Raw genomic sequence first — 18670 nt, forward strand, 5'->3', positions numbered from 1 at the left:
ACGCGGACGACCAGCGCATCCAAAACCGTTCGGAATGCGCCAGTGAACCAGGATCGGGCCCAAAGCTCACTCCTGCACACTGAATAGGAACGGTTCTCCGAGGGCGGAACGCCGCTGCCTTCCCTCGTCGCGCGTGGTGCCTAGGCTGGAGAGGTGAGCACTTCCGCGCAGGACGAGCCCCGGGTCATCCCGCTGCGACCGAGCACCGCCGCGCCGCCGCCGGGCGGTGGAACGCCTCCCACGGCCGCGTCGCAACGGCCGGGCGTGAGGGAACCGCTGTGGCGGGACCTCGTCGGTGAGGCGCTGCGGCGCGAACGTCTGGCCCAGCAGCGGACGCTGAAGGACGTCGCCAAGGCGGCGCGGATCTCGATGCCGTACCTGTCGGAGTTGGAACGGGGGCGGAAGGAAGCCTCCTCCGAGGTGCTCGCGGCGGCGGCCCGGGCGCTCGGGCTGGGGCTCGGGGATCTGCTGGACCGGACCCGGGGCGAGCTGGACCGCGCCCTGGCGCTCCGGGCGGGCCGCCGCCACACGGTCGGGGCGCGGACCGCGCCGATGCCGCGTCACGACGGCCTCTGCCTCGCCGCCTGACGACCCCGGACGGACACCAGACACCAGGCCCCGGGGTGCCGGCGGGCGCCTGTCGCGTCCGGGGACTTCAGGCGAAGGCAAGCCGTCGGCAAAGCACCTCGTCGGCGATCCCGTACGCGACGGCCTCCTCGGCCGTGAGGATCTTCTCCCGGTCCATGTCCGCTCGCAGCGTCGCCACGTCGTGGCCGGTGTGCCGGGAGAGGACCTGCTCCACCTGGGCACGTATGCGGACCATCTCCTTGGCCGCGAGGCTCAGGTCGGAGACCGTCCCCTGCTGTCCGCCGCTGGCCGGCTGCCCGAGCAGGACGCGGGCGTGCTGGAGCACGAACCGCCGTCCCGGATCGCCTCCGGCCAGCAGCACCGCCGCCGTCGACGCCGCCTGACCCACGCAGAACGTGGAGATCGGCGCCTGCACGAACGTCATGGTGTCGTAGATCGCCATCAGCGAGGTGAACGAGCCCCCCGGCGAGTTGAGGTAGATCGAGATCTCCTGCTCGGGGCTGGACGACTCCAGGTGCAGCAGTTGTGCGATCACGGCGTTGGCGACCCCGTCGTCGATCTCGGTGCCCAGGAAGATGATCCGCTCGTTCAGCAGGCGGCTGAAGACGTCGTAGGTCCGCTCGCCCTGGACGGTGCGCTCGACGACGTACGGGATGGTGTACGAGCCCATGTCACAGCCCCATCCGTCGGCGGGAGGTGGCGGGACGGATGTCGTCGAGGGACTCCACCACCTGGTCCACCATCCCGTACTCCTTGGCCTGTTCGGCCGTGAACCAGCGGTCCCGGTCGCTGTCGCGGGCGATGGTCTCCGGGCTCTGCCCGGTGTGCTCGGCGGTGATCCGCTCGATGGACTTCTTCGTGTGCTCCAGGTTCTCCGCCTGGATCTCGATGTCCGAGGTGGTTCCGCCGATGCCCGCGGAGGGCTGGTGCATCATGATCCGCGCGTTCGGAAGGCCGAAGCGCTTGCCCCGCGTGCCCACGGTGAGCAGGAACTGGCCCATGCTGGCGGCCAGGCCCATCGCCAGGGTGGAGACGTCGTTCGGGATGAGCCGCATGGTGTCGTAGATGGCCAGACCCGCCGTCACCGACCCGCCGGGGCTGTTGATGTAGAGGCTGATGTCGGTGCGCGGGTCCTGCGCCGACAGCAGCAGCAACTGTGCGCACACCCGGTTGGCCGACACCTCGTCGACCTGCGTGCCGAGCAGCACGATCCGCTGGGCGAGCAGCTGCGCCGCGAGGTGGTCGTCGAACCGGCTGGGCGCGGTGTCGCCCTCCTCGGCACGGATCGTCGGATGCGTCGTGGTGGGTCCAGTCATGCGTGCTCCTGGTCGAGGCCGCCGGGGAGGCGGGAGACGGGAACTGCTGTTGACTCGACTGTGACCCGGGACGCGGCCCCTGATGCCGTTTCTCTGCCGTGCGCAGATTCGCTACGGGCAGAGCGGGCGGCCCACGCGACGGGGCTGCCCCTCCGCCCGCCGGGCACTGCCCGCCATGCGATGCTGCGGGCGTCACCACAACGATGAGGAGAGAACACTTGCTGGTCACGCTGACTGGAGGTGCCGGGGCGGGGAAGACCACGTTGGCTACCGCGCTGGCGGCTACGACGCCCCAGGGCCCAGCCCGGGTACTCCACGGTGACGACTACTACTTCCGCACCCCAGAACATGGAGTGTGGGCGCCTGACGAATCCGGAGTGCCGCGGTTGGACGTCGGCGACCCCCGGTCGCTGGACTTCACGGGTCTCGCCCGCGACACCGACGCCGCGCTGGCCGGCTCGCCCGTCGTCATCGTGGACGGCCTGTTCGCCCGCCACGTCACCCCGCGCACAGCGACAGCGCGGCTCGACATCTTCGTGGACCTGCCTGCCGACCTGCGCCTGGCCCGGAAGATCGAGCGCAAGTGCCTGCGGGACGGGTTTCCCCTCGACGTCCTCCTGCGCAACTACCTCAACCACCGGCGTGCCGCCCACGAACAGCATGTCGAACCCCTGCGTGGCGTCTGCGACCTGGTCGTCGACGGGGACCACCCGGTCGACGAACTCGCTCAGCGGGTCTGGACGGCGGTTGCGGCCAGAACGCCGACGCACACGTCTTGACCATCGCTCGAGCTGGCTGAGAGGCACGTGCAAAATGGTGAGCGACGGCGTGGTGTCCCGCGTGAAGAAGGTGTCGCCGGACGCCTCCTACCTGCGCTTGACCGTGGGCGGCTGGCGCAGGACCTGGTCGCCGAGTTCACCCACACCCACCCGGAGGGACCGCGCTACCTCTTCCAGGCTCCGGGCCCGGCGGTGGTCCGCGCAGCCGCGACGCAGGCGGTTCCGGCCTGGGGCCGGCCCTGGGCCCGGGAGATCGCGGTGCGGCACGGCGGCTCGCTCACCCTCGCGCCGACCGGCCCGGCCTTCACCGTGCGCCTGCCGCTGCCGCCGCAGGACTGAAGTACTCGGGTTCAGGGTCGAGGCTGAGGACTCGGGTTCGGCGTTCAGGATGAGGACTCGGGTTCAGGGTTCAGGGTTCGGGGCATGCCCTGACGCCCGATCGGACGCCGGCGGACCCGCGACCGGGCATATTCGGGCACAAAGTCCCATTCCGTTCGGACATGACGCCATTAGGGTCGGAAGCAACCGGACGCAGACAGGCAGTCCGTCGCCAGGAACGGAAGCCGCCGATGTACGCGCCGGAGCGCCAGCAGCAGATCCTGCAGCTGGTCCAGGAACACGGCCGGGTCGACGTCCCCTCCCTCGCGCAGACCTTCGGCGTCACCCAGGAGACCATCCGCCGCGACCTCGGCGTGCTGGACCGGGCCGGGCTGCTGCGCCGGGTGCACGGCGGGGCGCTCCCTGCGGGGAGCCTGCCCGAGGAGCCGGGACTGGCCGAGCGCGAGGTGACGGCCGCCTGCGAGAAGGACCGGATCGCCCATGCGGCACTGGAGCTGCTCACGGAGCTGGTGCCGGCCGAGGGCAGCGTGCTGCTGGACGCCGGCACCACCGTCTCCCGGCTGGCGGCACTGCTGCCCGCCGACTCCGCCTGGACGGTGGCCACCAACGCGCTGCCGGTCGCGGCCCGGTTGGCCGACCATCCGCGGCTGACGCTGCACCTGGTGGGCGGGCGGCTGCGGCGGCGCACCCACGCCGCCGTGGACGCCTGGGCGCTGCGGGACCTGGCCGAGCTCCACGCGGACGTGGCCGTGCTGGCCGCCAACGGCTTCGACGCCGCGGGCGGGCTGACCACGCCCGACCTGGCCGAGGCAGCGGTCAAGCGGGCCATGGTCGCGGGCGCGCGGCGGGTGGTGCTGCTGGCCGATTCGGCCAAGCACGGCGACCGGCACCTGGCCCGCTTCGCCGGCCTTGCACAGGTGGACGTGCTGGTCACCGACACCGGACTGGACGACGACGCCACACGAGAGATCGAGGAGCTGGGACCGAAGGTGATCCGCGCATGATCGTGACCATTACCCCCAACCCGAGCCTGGACCGCACCTACGAGCTGCCCTCGCTGGCGGCCGGCACGGTCAACCGGGCCACCGCCGACCGGGTCGACCCCGGCGGCAAGGGCGTCAACGTCGCCCGCGCGCTGACCGCGGCCGGGCACCCCAGCACGGCCGTGCTGCCGCTGGGCGGACCGGCCGGGGAACGACTGGCCGCGCTGCTGCGGCAGCAGGGCATCGCGGTGGCGGCCGTGCCGGTGGTCGGGGAGACCCGGACCAACGTCAGCCTCGCGGCGGCGGACGGCTCGCTGACCAAGGTCAACGCGCCCGGCCCGCAGCTCTCCGCGGAAGAGTCGACGGCGCTGCTGGCTGCGGCGCGCGGCACCGAGGCCGCCTGGCTGGCCTGCTGCGGCAGCCTGCCGCGCGGCCTGGCCCCGCGCTGGTACGCCGAGTTGGTCGCCCAGGTGCACGCGGGCGGCGCCCGGATCGCGCTGGACACCTCCGGGCCGGCGCTCACGGCCGCACTGACGGCCCGTCCGGACGTGGTCAAGCCCAACGCGGAGGAGCTGGCGGAGGCCACCGGCCGGACCCTGGCCACCGTCGGGGACGCGCTGGCCGCGGCCCAGGAGCTGCGCGAGCGCGGCGCGGTCCAGGTGCTGGCCAGCCTCGGCGGGGACGGAATGCTGCTGGTCGGGCCGGACGGGGTCTGGTTCGGCAGCGCCCGGGTGGACCGCGTCCGCAGCGACGTGGGGGCGGGCGACGCCTCACTGGCCGGGTTCCTCGGCGCGGGCGGGCAGGGACCGCAGGCGTTGGCCGCGGCGCTCGCGCACGGCGCGGCGGCGGTGCAACTGCCCGGCAGCGTGATGCCGACCCCGGCGGACCTGCGGCCGGAGCGCGTCGAGATCGCCGCGGACATCCCCGCAGACCGGCCGCTGACCGGATGAACCATCACACCAGGGGGGCACGGGGGCCCATAGACCGAGCAACGACGCACGGATGCACGAAGGAAGACCGACCATGACGACGCAGGCGCCCCCGCTGACCACACCACCCCTGGTGGACCTCTACCTGGCCCCGACCGACAAGTCCGAGGCGCTGCGCGCGCTCGCGCAGCGCCTGGTCGGCGCGGGCCGGGTCACCGACCTGGACGGCTTCCTGGCCGACATCGCCGCCCGCGAGGCGCAGGCGCCCACCGGGCTGGGCGACGGCGTCGGCATCCCGCACTGTCGCTCGGCCTTCGTGACCGCGCCCAGCGTGGTCTTCGGGCGCAGCGGGCACGGCGTCGACTTCGACGCCCCCGACGGCCGCCCGGCCGACCTCATCTTCATGATCGCCGCGCCGGACGGCGCGGACGACGCGCACCTGGCCATCCTGGCCTCGCTGGCGCGACGGCTGATGGACCCGCAGTTCACCGACGCGCTGCGGGCGGTGACCGACCCGGGCACGGCCGCGGCGCTGGTCAGCGGCGAGGACATCGCTCCCGCCCCGGCCGCGCCCACGGCCCCCGTGCCCGCGGCTGCGGCCGCGCCCGCACCTGCGGTGCCCGACGCCGCGTTGCGGCTGGTCGCGGTCACCTCCTGCCCCACCGGCATCGCGCACACCTACATGGCGGCCAGGGCCCTGGAGCTGGCCGCCGACCGGGCCGGTGCGGTGATCGCGGTGGAGACGCAGGGCTCGGCCGGGTTCGAGCCACTGGCCCCGCAGACCATCGCCGAGGCGGACGCGGTCATCCTGGCCCACGACGTGGAGGTGCGCGGCCGGGAGCGGTTCGCGGGCAAGCCGGTCGTCGAGGTCGGCGTCAAGGCGGGTGTGAACCGGCCGGACGACCTGGTGGCGCAGGCTGCGGCACTGGCCGCGGGGCGTGAGCGCACCACCGTCGCGGCGGCCGCGCCGACCGCGTCCGGCTCCGAGGAGCACTGGGCCAAGCGACTGCGCACCTACCTGATGTCCGGCGTCAGCTACATGATCCCGTTCGTGGCGGCGGGCGGCCTGCTGATCGCGCTCGGCTTCGCGCTGGGCGGCTACCAGATCGCCTCCGCGCCCTCGGTGGTCGGCCACTTCGACTGGTCCGCCAAGGAGAGCTGGGCCGCCCTGCTGTTCCAGACCGGCGGCGCGGCGTTCGGCTTCCTGGTGCCGATCCTGGCCGGGTTCATCGCCTACGCGATCGCCGACCGGGCGGCTCTGGCGGCCGGCATCGTCGGCGGCGCGGTCTCGGTGACGGTCGGCGCGGGCTTCCTCGGCGGCATCGTCGCCGGTCTGCTGGCCGGGCTGCTGGTGCGCTGGATGGCGGGCTGGAAGGTGCCGGAGGCCATCCGCGGGATCATGCCGGTGGTGGTGATCCCGCTGCTTTCGGTGGGTGTCGTCGGCTTCCTGATGTTCGTGCTGCTCGGCTCCCCCATCGCCTCGCTGATGACGGGGCTGACCAGCTGGCTCAACGGCCTGGGCGGCGCCAACGCGATCGGGCTGGGTCTGCTGCTGGGCGGCATGATGGCGATCGACATGGGCGGACCGGTCAACAAGGTCGCCTACACCTTCGCCGCGGGCGCGCTGACGACGGCCGGCTCGGTGCCGGACGCGGGCAGCCTGAAGGTCATGGCCGCGGTGATGGCCGCCGGGATGGTTCCGCCGCTGGGCCTGGCCCTGGCCACGTCGCTGCGCGGCCGGCTGTTCACCCGCGAGGAGCGGGAGAACGGCAAGGCGGCCTGGGTACTGGGCGCCTCGTTCATCACCGAGGGCGCCATCCCCTTCGCGGCGGCGGACCCGCTGCGGGTCATCCCCTCCTGTGTGCTGGGCAGCATGACCGCCGGCGGCCTGACCATGCTCTTCGGCAGCACGCTGCGCGCCCCGCACGGCGGTATCTGGGTCACGCCGCTGATCGGCAGCCCGCTGCTCTACCTGCTGGCGATCGCCGCTGGCACGTCGGTGACCGCGCTCAGCGTGATCGCGCTCAAGTCGCGCCGCCCGCGTGAGACCGCCCCGCGGGGCGCGGTCCTGGCCGCCTGACCCCGCATCACCCCGCAGCCCCGCCGGAGTTCGCTCGAACTGCGGCGGGGCTGCGGCACCGACCGGCACCGGCGGGTGGGACACCCGAGGCAGTCACCCCCACAGCCCACGACCGTGAGCAGGCACGGCGCTGCTGAGCGGATCGATTCCCACGACTGTTGTGGTGGGCTGTCGGACCCGTTGGCTAGTGTCACGTCGTGACTCACGAGATCAGCTACGTCGTCGGCGACGCGACCGCGCCGCAGGGCGAAGGCCCGAAGATCATCGCGCACGTCTGCAACGACGCGGGCGGCTGGGGCAAGGGCTTTGTGCTGCCGCTCGCCCGACGCTGGCCGCAGACCAGGACCGCGTACAAGACCTGGTACCGCGACCGGGACTCCAGCGGCTTCGCGCTCGGCGCGGTGCAGTTCGTGCCCGCCGAGGACGGTCTCCTCGTCGCCAACATGATCGGCCAGCACGGCTACCGCCCGGGCGGCACCCCACCTGTCAGGTACGAAGCCATCAGCGCCGCTCTCGCCATCGTCGCCGACCGTGCTCTGGAACTTCGGGCCTCGGTGCACATGCCGCGGATCGGTTGCGGGCTTGCCGGAGGTCGATGGGACCTGGTCGAGCCGCTCATCGCGGCAACGCTCACCCGGTGCGGGGTGCCCGTCACGGTCTACGACGTGCGGACTGCTTGATCTCCTCGACCACCACTGGGCGACGTGCGAGATCCGGTGCGCGGACCAAGGCTCGCAGGGACCCCTCCCGGCCGACGCGCTGGGGGCGGGCTACCGCCGACTGTCGATCCTGGCGAACTCCTCCTTCGCCCGTTCCTCCGTTGACACCGCCGAGTAGCCGGCGACTGCGGCCAACAGCGCTCCGACCGCCACCAGGGCCTTCACCACCAGCATGTGCGAACGCCGCCTCTTCCCGATCCGTGTCCGGCTGTCTGCCCGTTCACCCTAGGAAGCTGCGGCTGCGCGTCCGCGCGGCAAAGGTCCCCGTTCGGCGGGCCGAAAGAACCTGATGGGTGCGGCGGCGATCCGAACACGCAGGTGCCTCGCGGCGCGGGGGCCGCGAGGCCCGGGGACGGGGAACGGATCAGCGGGGTTCGGCGTCCAGGCGCTCGAGGCGTTCCAGGCGTTCCCGGACGACCTGGTGGTGCGTCAGAAAGGCCTCCGGGCGCAGTTCGCCGGTCGCGATGCCCTGTTCGGCGAGGACGTGCGTGAAGGGCTTGCCGGTGGTGGCTGTGCGTGCGGCGGCGGCCTGGACGGTGCGGTAGGTGTGCTCGCGCTCCCCACCTGCTGCGAGTTGATCGGCCAGGACGAGGGAGCTGTAGACCAGGCCGTGGGTGCGGTCGATCTCCGCCCGCATCCGCTCACGGTGGACGGTGAGCCCGCGCACCAGCGTGACGGCCGTGAGCACCTGGTAGTGGCTGACGGCGAGGGCGTCCGGCAGCGCCACCCGCTCCACGGCCTGGTTGCTGAGGTCGCGTTCGTGCCACAGGGCCACGTCCTCCAGGGCGGCGCCGGCGTAGCCGCGCAGCAGCCGGGCCAGGCCGCACAGGCGTTCGCTGGTGGAGGGGTTGCGCTTGTGCGGCATCGCACTGGACCCCTGGTAGGCGCCCGGGTGCGCCTCGGAGACCTCGGCGACCTCGGTGCGCTGCAGCAACCGCAGCTCCAGCGCCAGCTGCTCCACGCACGCGCCCAGCAGGGCCAGTGCCTGCAGCAGTTGGGCGTGCCGGTCGCGGGCGACGACCTGGGTCGGCGCGGACTCCACGCCGAGGCCGAGCTCGGCGCAGACGTGCGCCTCCACGGCCGGGTCGACCAGGGCGTAGGTGCCGACCGCGCCGGAGACGGTGCCGACCGCGACGGCCTCACGGGCGGCTTCCAGCCGTCGCAGCGAGCGGTCGACGGCGAAGGCGAAGACGGCGAGCTTGTGCCCGAACGTGGTCGGCTCGGCGTGGACTCCGTGGGTGCGGCCGATGCAGACCGTCTCCCACTCCTCCATCGCCCGCCCGACCAGCGCCGAGCGCAGGTCGCCTGCGGCGGCCGCGATCAGGTCCACCGAGCGGGCGAGCAGGTGGCCTTGGGCGGTGTCGGTCACGTCGTAGCTGGTCATGCCGAGATGCACCCAGCGGGCCGACTCGGGTGGCATGGTCTCGCAGTAGGCGGCGAGGAAGGCCAGCACCTCGTGGTCCCGGTCCGCCTCCAGCTCCGCGACCCGCGCCGGGTCCGGCACCGGCGCACGGCGAATGTCCGCGAGGGCTTCGGCCGGGAGCACGCCCAGCGCGACCTGCGCCTCGCAGGCCAGCACCTCCACCCGCGCCCAGGCCGCGTAGCGCGCCTGATCCGTCCACAGCGCGGCCATCTCCGGCAGCACGTACCGTGCCAGCATCGGCTCTCCCTTTCTCGACGACGGCAACCGGGTCCTCCCGGGCCATCGCGTCACTTTGCCCGCCGACGCATCAGGGTCCGTCGGCCCGAGCGCGGGCTCGGCCTCCGGGGGACCGCCTACACGTCCGCCAGGAAGTGGATCGCGGTGAGGCCGTGCGCGCCGGACGTGGTGAAGGCGGGGTCACGGGAGGCGTCGACCGCGGCGATCGCGATCAGGGTGGCGAGCAGTGCGAGGAAGACGGTGAGGCCGGCGATCAGCTGGCGACGCGACCGCAGGCGCCGCTCGTCGGCGGTGAGCAGCGCGCGAAGGTGCGGCGGGATGGTGTCGAGCTCGGGCGTGTCGTGGGTGATCACTACGGCCTCCGGTGGCGGCGGACGAGGGGTTGCCTTCCACGTTAGGTACCTGGCTCCGCGAGAGCAGTGGCCGATGGTCGGTCGTGAAGGTGCCGCAGGGCCCGGGCCGGTGGACACTGCGGCCCGGGCCGACGGACACTGCGGTCCATGCTCGGCGGGGCCGGTCGGCCGGGGCCTGCCACCGGGCGAATCGGCCGGGACCTTCGACCGCGACGCGGGTGCGAAGGTCCCTCGCCGCGCGAACCGCCCATCGGGTCGTGCAGCACCCTTCGGGTGTGGTGGGCCGGACGGCCGTGGGCTACTGTCCAGCCAGCCACCGTATGTCGTCGCCCGCTCTCCTGGGGAAGGGACTCTCCGTGCTCGAAAAGCTCCTGCACCACAAGCTGCTGCGCGAAGGCCTGGAAGGCCAGGGGGTGATCACCGCGCGGAAGCTCGGGGCACCCATGACCCAGAACGGTGCCGGGGGCTTCTACCTCGACGTCGAAGGACACATCACGTTCGACGACGGCACCCAGGCCGTCTTCTCCTCGAGAAGACTGGACCCCCACAAGCTCGGGGATATCGACGTGGGCGCGATCGTGCCGGTCCGCTACAGCGCGGACCGCCAGCACGTGGTCCTGGACACGCCCAGGCTCGAGGCGGTGAGAACCGCGAAGAAGCAGGAGGCGGCCGGCTGGGCCGAGCAGAAGAGGCAGCGGGACATCGCCGCCGCGGACGCGAAGCTGGCCCGAGGCAACAACCACCCCGACCACTGAGCCTCGCGGCCCCAAGCCGCTCCAGCCCTTGCTCAGCCCGGCCGTCCTCGCCGACCTGACCGGATTTCCTCCGCTGCTGATCCAGGTGGGCACCAACGAGATCCTGCTGGACGACTCCACACGCCTCGCCGCACGCGCCAGGGCGGTCGGGGTCGACGTCATCCTGGACGTCACCGCCGACGTGCCACACGTGTTCCAGGCGTTCGCCGGCACGCTGGACCAGGCGGACGAGGCCCTCGACCGGGCGGCGCTCTTCCGCACCCCAGCGCGTCCGCGCCCGGGACAGAGTGGGCACGGGGGCCGAGCAGGGGTGATCCCGGCCCTGCTCCGCCCGGGACGACCGCCTCAGGCCGGGAGCAGGCACATCCCACCACGGCCCCTCGCTCCTGAACGGCATGACCGCCGCACCCCGCGGCACCGCGTGGTGGTCGCCGCAGCGACCGTCCGGCCTCAGTCCTTCGGCAGAGCGGCGAGCCAGTCGGTGAGCAGCTCGTTGACCTCGGCGGGGCGTTCCTGCTGGATCCAGTGGCCGCAGCCGTCCAGCAGGTGACTGGAGGTCAGTCCGGGCAGCGTGCGCGGGAAGGCGTCGATCGCGTCGGCCAGCCAGGTGGTGGAGGCGTCCCGGGTGCCGCCGGCGAAGAGCGAAGGCTGGGTGACGGGGGCGCCGTCGTATGCGGCGAGATCCTCCCAGTCGCGGTCCATGTTCCGGTAGCGGTTCAACGCGCCGGTCAGGCTGGTGCGTTCGAACTCTCCGGCGTAGATGTCGAGGTCGGCCCCGGCGAGCCAGGCGGGCAGCGGACCGGCGGGGAACCGCTCGCGCAGGGTTCCGCCCGCGGCCACGAAGTGCGGGTCGGGGTCGCCGGGCCCGGGCATGGTGTCGGCCGAGAGTGCGGCGTAGAAGCCCGCGAGCCAGCCGCGCACGTCGGGTTCGATCTCGGCCTCGGCGCGTCCCGGCTGCTGGAAGTAGGAGGCGTAGAACTCCTCGCTCGCGCCCAGCCGCGCGAAGACCTCGCTGGGGCGCGGTCCGCCGCGCGGGGTGTAGGGCACGCTCAGCAGGCCCACGGCCCGGAAGACGTCAGGCCGTACGAGCGCGCAGTTCGCCGCGACGGCCGCGCCCCAGTCGTGTCCGACGATCACGGCGTGCCGCTCCCCCAGGGCCCGTACGACCGCGGCCTGGTCCTCCACCAGCTCCAGCATGCGGTAGGCATCCACCTGCTCGGGCCTGGAGGAGCGGCCGTAGCCCCGTACGTCGACGGCGACCGCGCGGTAGCCGGCCGCGGCCAGCGCCGGGAGCTGGTGCCGCCACGAGTACCAGGACTCCGGGAAGCCGTGCACGAGCAGCACCAGGGGCCCCGCTCCCTGCTCGACCAGGTGAACCCGGCCCGCCGGTCCGGGGACGAGCCGGTGGGTGACGTCTGCGGCCCTGAACTGCATCGATCCTCCAGGTGTGTTGACGCGCGACAACCTCGGACCGATCTTCGGGGAAGGCCGTGGCGTACGCGCGCTTTGTTGCCGTTTCGGCAAAACGCGGCGCCCTCAGGATGCCTGGCGCACCTGGTTCAGCATGGCTTCGACGGCCTTGATGACGACGTCCGGCCGGTCGATCGGGATGTCGTGCGAGCTGTGGTCGGCGACGACCAGGTGCCGGTTGGGTGCAGCATCGGCGAACTCCCGCTGGGCCTGGCGCCACCGTTGCGCGTCGAGGCCGGTGGGGAAGGGCGTCGTGGCGGACACGATCGCGGTGGCGGGGACCGAAGCGGGCCAGCCGAGCTTGTGGTAAGCGAGGTGGACGGGACCGTAGCCGTCGGCCTCGTCCAGGAGTTGACGAGTCGCCTGGGTCAGTGGCCCGCTCTTGAGGGCGTCGATCTGCTGCTGGTTCGCGGCGACGAGCCGCGCGGTCTCGGCCGTGGTGTAGAACGGCGGCAGGCTCGCGTCCACCAGGACCGCCCCCGCCACGACGTGCGGGTGCGCGCGGACGAGGTAGGTGGCGATCTCGCCGGCCAGCGAGTGCGACACCAGGACCACGTTCTTGGTGACGCCGAGCCGGCCCAGTCCGGCGGCGAGGTCCGAAGCGGCGTTCGGGGCACGCCACGGGCCGGGGACGTACGGACTCCTCCCTTCTCCGGAGCGGTCGTAGGTGATGATCTCGGCTCCGGTCCGGCGGGCGAGGGCGGGTGCGACCTGCTTCCAGTAGGAGGCGTCGAGCCCTCCGCCGGAGTCCAGGACGATGACCGGCAGGCGGTCGCTGCCGGGCGTCACGTAGAACGCGAGCCGGTGTCCGTTGACCGTCAGCATGCGGGTGGTCGCCCGGGGAGCGGCCGGCAGGGCCTGGGATGCGGCGGCGGTTGTGCGGGGCTGCGCCGCACCGGCGGTGCCGCAGGCGGTAAGGCCACCGACCACGAGTGCGGCGGCCGCGAACGTGAGAACCGGCTTGCGGCGACGCGTGGTTCGGGTGCCGTGGTTGTCCATGGAACTGTCCCTCCGTGCTGAAGCGTGCTTTCAGCCTCGCCGCGGGGAGGCTCTTCGGCGATGGTGCTGACCCCCTCACGCAGAGGGAGTTACCCCCCGATTCGAGGAGCTCGTGCGGCCTCGGAGGCAAGCCTCCGGGCGAGGAATTCCGTCACCCGCCGCAGGGCCGCATCGCCCTCGCCCAGGATCGGGGCGAACGCCTGGAACAGGTGCGGCACGCCGGGGGTGACGTCGAGGGTGACGGGTACGTCGTCGGTGGCGGCGCGCGCCGCGAGGCGGACCGCGTCGTCAAGCAGGAGCTCGTGCGAGCCTGCCTGGATCAGCAGGGAGGGAAGGCCGCGCAGGTCCGCGAAGGCGGGGCTGATCAGCGGATCGGACGCGTCGGCGGCGCCCACGTAGTCCCTGGCCCGGACCGCGATCGCCTCAGGGGTGAAGGACGGGTCGACGGCCGTCTTCGTCGTCATGCTCGGACCCGAGAGGGTCAGGTCCGCGTAGGGCGAGAAGAGCACCCCGGCTGCGGGCATCGGCAGTCCCTGGTCGCGGGCGGCGATCAGCAGCGCCACGGCGAGGCCCGCCCCTGCGGACTCGCCGACCACGGCGCACGCCGCCCCGCGGCCCTCCGAGCGGGAGAAGCCCCCACCTGCCGCGCCTGCCGCGTCGAGGAGAGCGACGTAGGCGGCCAGCGCGTCGTCCAGTGCGGCCGGGTAAGGGTGCTCGGGGGCGAGCCGGTAGTCGACGGAGATGACACGCGCTCCGGTGCGCCGGGCGACGTCGGCGGCCAGTGCGGCCGAGGTGCGGGGCGAGCCGAGGACGTAGAAGCCGCCGTGGAACCAGAGCAGCGTGCCGTTCGGGGTGACGTCGTCGATGCTGATCTCCAGCACGGGGACGCCGCCGAGGGTGTGCGGATCCACGATGACGTCGGCGGGCAGCGGACGCGAGGTCAGCATGCGGGTGAACATCTCGCGCTGCGTCAGGTGGCCGCCGCCGATGTCGAGCGGACCGGCCCCCACTGGCCGAACGCATCCGGACCGAACTTCAGCAGGCGCTGCCGCGCCTTGAGCACGTCTTCTCCGGCGAGGCCTTCGACCCCGCGACGGCGGCACGGGCGTTCCGGCTCGCGGGCACCGACCACACCGTCTCGGTGCTCAGCGGGGCCCTGCTGGGGCGGGTCTTCGAGCAGTCACCCGGATCCACGGTGCTCTTCTCCCGCTGGCACCACTCGGTGTTCGCCGACGCCGAGCACGGCCTGGTGGACCTGCTCGTCCACGGCGCTCCCCCGCCGCCCCTGCGCACCCGGACCCTGTTCGAGGTGGCCGACCATCGGGGCCGGACCTGCGGCGTCGCTCTCGTGCAGTGGACACTCCGGCGGTTCTCCCGAGCTCACCGAACCGAAAACCGGTAGCGTGATCTTTGCAGGCTCGCTGTCCGCCGTACCGCCTCATCTGCTGTTCGAGGACGCGACCACCCCCGGGACCGGCAGCAGTCGGCCCCTCGTCCCGAACGGGAGACAAACATGGCGCAGGGCACCGTGAAGTGGTTCAACGCCGAGAAGGGCTTCGGCTTCATCGAGCAGGACGGCGGCGGCCCCGACGTCTTCGCCCACTACAGCGAGATCCAGGGCGGCGGCTACCGGGCCCTCGAAGAGGGCCAGCGGGTGGAGTTCGAGATCGGCCAGGGCCAGAAGGGTCCGCAGGCCCAGAGCATCCGCGTGATCTGAACCCAGCGACGCGCAAGGCCCCGGCCGCCCATCCCCGTAGCGGGCGGCCGGGGCCGCCGTCGCGCGAGGGACTTGCGTCCCTCGACGAGATGACCTCCGGGGTCTTCGCCGCGCGCGGGCGCGCGGCGAGGCTGGAGGAATGCCAAGGACCAGCTCAGAGCGACAGCGCCCGCATGCGCGGGACCGGATCCAGTCCGCGCGGGCCGCGGAGGCCAAGGCCGCGCGGCGCAGGCGGCAGGCGACGGTGGCCGGGGGGACGGCGCTGGTGCTCGCGCTGATCGGCGGCGTCGCCTTCGCGGTCGGCCACTCCGGCAGCGACGGCACAGGGGGTGCGAACGCCGTCGCGTCGGCGGCCACGGGCCCGCTGGTGGTGCCGGAGCACGCCACCGACACGACCGGCATCGTCTACGGCAAGGCCGACGCCGAGCACACCCTCGACGTCTATGAGGATCCGCGCTGTCCCTTCTGCGGGGAGGTCGAGCGCGCGCTCGGGGCGGAGATGCAGCGTCTCGCGGACAAAGGCGACTACAAGATCCGCTACCACATCGCCACCTTCCTGGACGGGAACACGCCCGCCGGCTCCACCAACGCCCTGAACGCCCTGGGCGCAGCACTGAACCAGGGGACCGCGCAGTTCGCCGCCCTGCACGCCGAGCTCTACAAGAACCAGCCGCAGGAGCAGGACGACGTCTTCGCCGACAACTCGAAGCTGCTCGCCCTCGCCGCCAAGGTGCCGGGACTGGACCAGGCGGCGCTGAAGCAAGCCGTCGAGGCGGGCACCTACGTCCCCTGGGCGCAGCAGGCCGGCAAAGCCGCCGTCGACTCGCTGAGCAAGGCCTGGACGGCGGCCGAGCTGCCCGAGGAATCCAAGGGAACCCCCGCCGTCTTCCTGGACGGCAGGCGACTGAACGTCCTGCCCAGTGCGCAGGGGCCGGTCACAGCAGGGCAGTTCGACGAGCTGGTCGCCAAGGAGCTCGCCCGCTGATGACCCCGTCTCCCGCCCGGGCGACCGTGGGTGCGTCCCGCCCGTTCGCGCTCCTGCTCACGCTCGGCGGGGCGCTGGGGCTGCTGGCCTCGACGGTGCTGACGGTCGACCAGATCAAGCTGCTGCGGAACCCGGACTTCCACCCTGGCTGCGGCATCAACTCCGTGCTCTCGTGCACCGACGTGATGAAGGCCTGGCAGGGCGAGCTGCTCGGCTTCCCGAACGCCGTCCTCGGCATCGCCGCCTTCGCGGCCCTGACGGCGCTCGGCGCGCTGCTGCTGACCGGGGTGCTGCTGCCGCGCCGGATCTGGCTCGGGCTCGCGGCGGGGGCGGCGGGCGGCGCGGGCTTCGCTCTCTGGCTGGCCTCGCAGTGCCTGTACGTGATCGGGGCGCTGTGCCCGTGGTGCATGGTCGTCTGGACGGTGACGCTCGCCATTGCCTGGTACGCGGTGCTGCGGACGGCGGAGCTGTACGCGCCGGTGGACGGACGGCTGCGGTCAGCGGTCCGGCTGGCCCGTGAGTTCCACTGGACGGTCCCCGTCCTGCTCTACGGCACCCTGACGATCCTCGTCTACGCCCGCTTCGGCTGAAACGCGGCCGGGGCCGGGGCCGGGGCCGGTCGAGTGTGACGCCCGCCAGCGCAGACCTCCGCACGGCGGTCAGCCCGTCAGCCGGCCAGGCGGCGCGGGGGCGGCAGCTTGTCGAGGAGCTCCCACAGGGGCTGGGGCCCGGCTGCCCACTGTGCGAGCAGGCCCCGGTCGATCAGGTGGATGCGCTGGTCCTTCGCGAAGGGCAGGGCCTTGGAGGAGAAGCGGCCGTTGGTCACCGCAACGACGATGTCCGCCCTGTGCACCGGGCGGGCGGTGCCGTTGAGCCGCTGGAGGTCCGGGGTGCCGACCGGGGAGCCGGCCAGGCCGTCGCGGCGGTGCTTGGCCTGAAGAACCCACCGCCGGCCGAACGGGTCGGTGGCCAGTACGTCGCAGCCCAGGTCCCCGCCGCCGCCCGTGCGCTCGGCCTCGGCGCCGTCGCGGCGCATCAGGTCCCGGATGGCGTACTCGAAGCGGTCGTGGCGCATCGCGTCGAGCTGGGACAGCTGCACACGCAGCTGACCCTGGTGCAGCCGGGCCCAGGCCTGGCCCTGGCGGCGCTGCTCGAACGCCCACAGGCCTCCGCCCGCGGCGAGCACCCCGGTGACGACCAGGATCCACCAGTGCCCCAGCAGCCAGTGGACCGCGAGCCAGGTGACGTATCCGCCGATCGCGAGCGCGGCCAGCACCGCGAACAGTTCGGCGTCCCCGGGAACCGAGCGCCTGCGGGCGCGGCCGCGCCGTCGGGCCGCCATCAGCCGTGCGCCCGGTGTGTGTGCGCGGGCAGCGGCATCGTGACGGCGGCCGGCCGCACGCCCGGATCCGTCGCCCCGGGCGTGTGCCTCACGATGTTGTGCGTCGCGAAGCCGTACAGGATGGCCAGCAGGATGAGCAGGCCCGTGCCTCCGCCCGTCGCCGCGAACGTCGGCGCCGAGCGCGTGTGCTCGCGTACCTGCGTGCCGTCGCGTCTCGCATAGGCCCGGACATGGACCACAGCCGCCCCCTGATCATCTTGGCGTGTGCGTATCAGTACAGCAGAGGCAACTGACAATCCGTCAACACATACTCGCAGAGCGGGCTGAGGGTTCCGCCGACGGCCCCGGCCCGCTGGTTGCGTGGGGCGCCCCCGCTCAGATCGTGCGGGGCTCCCGCGGCCGTACCCTCAGCTGGAATTCCAGGGACTCGGTGGCCTGACGGGCCGCCGCGACGGCGGCCTGCGGGGTGTCCGACAGCGCCCGCGCGTACGCGAGCCGGGATTCGGAGGTGGTCGGTGCACCGACCTGGGCGCCCTCCGAGGTGAGAGGGACCACCTCGGTCACCGCGGGGAGCTGACGGGCGGCCTCGAGGCCGTGGATCGCCTCCAGGATCCCCGAGGCGTCGATGGCGGAGAACCAGATCGCGGAGGCCTTCTCGGTGCGCGCGGACGCGGTGAGTTGGGTCCGGATGTCGGGCAGGACCTTCTCGCCCAGGGTCTGGCGTGCGGCGCAGTCGTCGATGTCCACGCCGGTGACGTCCCGGGTGAGCTCGGGTATACGGTCGCCGCCCATCCGCACGTGGGTCTCGATCAGCCGGGGGCCCTGTTCGGTGAGGACGATCTCGGTGTGGGTGGGGCCGAACTCCACACCCAGGGCGTCGAGGACCCGGACCAGGTGGTCCTCGATCTCCTCCCGCTGCCCGGCGGGGAGCTCGGCCGGGGTCACGTGCCCGAGCTCGACGTAGGTGCGGGGGTCGGAGTACTTGCCGGTGATGCCCACCACCTGGTGCTCGCCGGCTTCGGAGAACGCCTCGACGCTGAACTGCGGACCCTCGAGGAACTCCTCGACCAGCACGCCCGGGTTGTCGATCCCCAGGTAGCTGCCGCCCGCCGAGGCGAAGGCGGCGTCCAGCTCACCCTCGGAGCAGACCTTGGTCACGCCGGCGCTCCCCGAGCTGGAGACCGGCTTGACGATGCAGGGCAGACCGTGGTCGCGGACGAAGGAACGCAGTGCCCCGACGTCCTCCACCCGGGCGGAGGCGGTGGCGTCCACACCGCGTTCGCGCAGTCGGCGGCGCATGGCTTCCTTGTCGTGCGCCAGGGCCACGGTGTCGCGACTGTGCGCCGTCAGGCCGAGGGCTTGGCCGATCGCCGCGTAGGGGTGCTGGTCGCGCTCGCCGAAGGACCCGATCCGGGTGAAGGGGTCGCTGCGGTGCACGGCGGCGGCCAGATCGACCCACTCCTGCATGGGGGCGTCGCCGCGGACCCCGATGACGCGGTGGTTGCCGCCGGGGTCGGCGACCCGGCCCACGTAGGCCACGTCACAGATGACGGTGGTTCGGGTGCCGGATCGAAGACCGCGGATGCGGGCGGGGAAGTCGCGGCCGGTGCCGACGACGAGGACGTGCTCGGACACGAAGGATGTTCCTCTTCCTGT

The 18670-nt window shown here is 72.8% G+C and carries 23 protein-coding genes and 1 pseudogene; 13 read left to right on the forward strand and 11 right to left on the reverse strand.

Features of this window, described 5'->3' with window-relative positions:
- Positions 1-153 precede the first annotated feature (153 nt).
- Positions 154-588 carry a helix-turn-helix domain-containing protein gene (locus tag ABH931_RS34630; RefSeq protein ID WP_370122554.1) on the forward strand — a complete coding sequence of 145 codons (435 nt, stop codon included), beginning with the start codon at positions 154-156 and terminating at the stop codon, positions 586-588.
- A 67-nt stretch (positions 589-655) separates the two neighbouring features.
- Here ABH931_RS34630 and ABH931_RS34635 read toward each other — a convergent pair whose 3' ends face one another.
- Both ABH931_RS34635 and ABH931_RS34640 read right to left on the reverse strand, forming a co-directional pair.
- Complete coding sequence (locus ABH931_RS34635; protein WP_370122557.1) at positions 656-1258, reverse strand: ClpP family protease; 603 nt, start codon at positions 1256-1258, stop codon at positions 656-658.
- A gap of 1 nt (position 1259) precedes the next feature.
- Complete coding sequence (locus tag ABH931_RS34640; RefSeq protein ID WP_370122559.1) at positions 1260-1904, reverse strand: ATP-dependent Clp protease proteolytic subunit; 645 nt, start codon at positions 1902-1904, stop codon at positions 1260-1262.
- Positions 1905-2281: 377 nt separating this feature from the next.
- On the opposite strand from ABH931_RS34640, the gene ABH931_RS34645 reads away from it, so the two are divergent.
- The 6 genes from ABH931_RS34645 (at position 2282) to ABH931_RS34670 (ending at position 7694) form a co-directional block, all read left to right on the forward strand.
- Positions 2282-2683 (forward strand): hypothetical protein, encoded by a 402-nt coding sequence (locus ABH931_RS34645; protein WP_370122562.1) that lies wholly within the window; start codon positions 2282-2284, stop codon positions 2681-2683.
- Between the two features lie 27 nt (positions 2684-2710).
- Complete coding sequence (locus ABH931_RS34650; RefSeq protein WP_370122565.1) at positions 2711-3022, forward strand: hypothetical protein; 312 nt, start codon at positions 2711-2713, stop codon at positions 3020-3022.
- Positions 3023-3252: 230 nt separating this feature from the next.
- Entirely contained in the window at positions 3253-4026 is a 774-nt protein-coding gene (locus ABH931_RS34655) for a DeoR/GlpR family DNA-binding transcription regulator (RefSeq protein WP_370122568.1), read from the forward strand.
- The gene (gene pfkB, locus ABH931_RS34660; RefSeq protein ID WP_370122571.1) at positions 4023-4955 is read left to right on the forward strand and encodes a 1-phosphofructokinase; all 933 of its coding nucleotides are present in this window, start codon (positions 4023-4025) and stop codon (positions 4953-4955) included. The genes ABH931_RS34655 and pfkB overlap by 4 nt, the downstream gene beginning before the upstream one ends.
- Before the next feature lie 73 nt (positions 4956-5028).
- Positions 5029-7014 (forward strand): fructose-specific PTS transporter subunit EIIC, encoded by a 1986-nt coding sequence (locus ABH931_RS34665; protein ID WP_370122574.1) that lies wholly within the window; start codon positions 5029-5031, stop codon positions 7012-7014.
- Positions 7015-7211: 197 nt separating this feature from the next.
- Positions 7212-7694 (forward strand): macro domain-containing protein, encoded by a 483-nt coding sequence (locus tag ABH931_RS34670; protein WP_370122577.1) that lies wholly within the window; start codon positions 7212-7214, stop codon positions 7692-7694.
- A gap of 90 nt (positions 7695-7784) precedes the next feature.
- Here the strand turns inward: ABH931_RS34670 and ABH931_RS34675 are convergent, their stop codons facing one another.
- The 3 genes from ABH931_RS34675 to ABH931_RS34685 form a co-directional block, all read right to left on the reverse strand.
- Positions 7785-7907, reverse strand: a complete 123-nt coding sequence (locus ABH931_RS34675) for a hypothetical protein (RefSeq protein ID WP_370122580.1) — start codon at positions 7905-7907, stop codon at positions 7785-7787.
- Between the two features lie 190 nt (positions 7908-8097).
- Positions 8098-9393, reverse strand: a complete 1296-nt coding sequence (gene purB / locus ABH931_RS34680) for an adenylosuccinate lyase (protein WP_370122583.1) — start codon at positions 9391-9393, stop codon at positions 8098-8100.
- A 116-nt stretch (positions 9394-9509) separates the two neighbouring features.
- The gene (locus ABH931_RS34685) at positions 9510-9746 is read right to left on the reverse strand and encodes a hypothetical protein (RefSeq protein WP_370122586.1); all 237 of its coding nucleotides are present in this window, start codon (positions 9744-9746) and stop codon (positions 9510-9512) included.
- Positions 9747-10102: 356 nt separating this feature from the next.
- On the opposite strand from ABH931_RS34685, the gene ABH931_RS34690 reads away from it, so the two are divergent.
- On the forward strand, positions 10103-10501 hold the full coding sequence (locus ABH931_RS34690; protein WP_370122589.1) for a hypothetical protein: 399 nt from the start codon (positions 10103-10105) through the stop codon (positions 10499-10501).
- Positions 10502-10517: 16 nt separating this feature from the next.
- Positions 10518-11051, forward strand: a pseudogene (locus tag ABH931_RS34695) (alpha/beta hydrolase); the annotation flags it as partial.
- Here the strand turns inward: ABH931_RS34695 and ABH931_RS34700 are convergent.
- The 3 genes from ABH931_RS34700 to ABH931_RS34710 all read right to left on the reverse strand — a co-directional run bounded on the left by ABH931_RS34700 (position 10952) and on the right by ABH931_RS34710 (position 13980).
- Positions 10952-11935, reverse strand: coding sequence for an alpha/beta fold hydrolase (locus tag ABH931_RS34700; RefSeq protein WP_370122591.1), 984 nt, complete (start codon positions 11933-11935; stop codon positions 10952-10954). The pseudogene ABH931_RS34695 and the gene ABH931_RS34700 overlap by 100 nt on opposite strands.
- A 102-nt stretch (positions 11936-12037) precedes the next feature.
- Positions 12038-12970, reverse strand: a complete 933-nt coding sequence (locus tag ABH931_RS34705) for an alpha/beta fold hydrolase (RefSeq protein ID WP_370122594.1) — start codon at positions 12968-12970, stop codon at positions 12038-12040.
- Between the two features lie 89 nt (positions 12971-13059).
- Entirely contained in the window at positions 13060-13980 is a 921-nt protein-coding gene (locus tag ABH931_RS34710) for an alpha/beta hydrolase (protein WP_370122597.1), read from the reverse strand.
- A gap of 131 nt (positions 13981-14111) precedes the next feature.
- Between ABH931_RS34710 and ABH931_RS34715 the strand changes: the two genes are divergently transcribed.
- From ABH931_RS34715 to ABH931_RS34730, 4 genes are all read left to right on the forward strand, one after another.
- Positions 14112-14372, forward strand: coding sequence for a hypothetical protein (locus ABH931_RS34715; RefSeq protein WP_370122600.1), 261 nt, complete (start codon positions 14112-14114; stop codon positions 14370-14372).
- A 111-nt stretch (positions 14373-14483) separates the two neighbouring features.
- The gene (locus tag ABH931_RS34720; RefSeq protein ID WP_370122603.1) at positions 14484-14687 is read left to right on the forward strand and encodes a cold-shock protein; all 204 of its coding nucleotides are present in this window, start codon (positions 14484-14486) and stop codon (positions 14685-14687) included.
- A 139-nt stretch (positions 14688-14826) separates the two neighbouring features.
- On the forward strand, positions 14827-15672 hold the full coding sequence (locus ABH931_RS34725; RefSeq protein WP_370122605.1) for a thioredoxin domain-containing protein: 846 nt from the start codon (positions 14827-14829) through the stop codon (positions 15670-15672).
- Entirely contained in the window at positions 15672-16262 is a 591-nt protein-coding gene (locus tag ABH931_RS34730; RefSeq protein ID WP_370122608.1) for a vitamin K epoxide reductase family protein, read from the forward strand. The genes ABH931_RS34725 and ABH931_RS34730 overlap by 1 nt, the downstream gene beginning before the upstream one ends.
- A gap of 77 nt (positions 16263-16339) precedes the next feature.
- Here ABH931_RS34730 and ABH931_RS34735 read toward each other — a convergent pair whose 3' ends face one another.
- The 3 genes from ABH931_RS34735 to ABH931_RS34745 form a co-directional block, all read right to left on the reverse strand.
- Positions 16340-17014, reverse strand: a complete 675-nt coding sequence (locus ABH931_RS34735) for a restriction endonuclease (protein ID WP_370122610.1) — start codon at positions 17012-17014, stop codon at positions 16340-16342.
- Positions 17014-17253: a hypothetical protein gene (locus ABH931_RS34740; protein ID WP_370122613.1), complete on the reverse strand. Its 240-nt coding sequence runs from the start codon at positions 17251-17253 to the stop codon at positions 17014-17016. Before ABH931_RS34740 ends, ABH931_RS34735 begins: the two co-directional genes overlap by 1 nt.
- A gap of 136 nt (positions 17254-17389) precedes the next feature.
- Entirely contained in the window at positions 17390-18649 is a 1260-nt protein-coding gene (locus tag ABH931_RS34745; RefSeq protein ID WP_370122615.1) for an ATP-grasp domain-containing protein, read from the reverse strand.
- Positions 18650-18670 lie beyond the last annotated feature (21 nt).

The sequence above is a fragment of the Streptacidiphilus sp. MAP12-33 genome (assembly GCF_041261265.1).
Lineage (GTDB): Bacteria > Actinomycetota > Actinomycetes > Streptomycetales > Streptomycetaceae > Streptacidiphilus.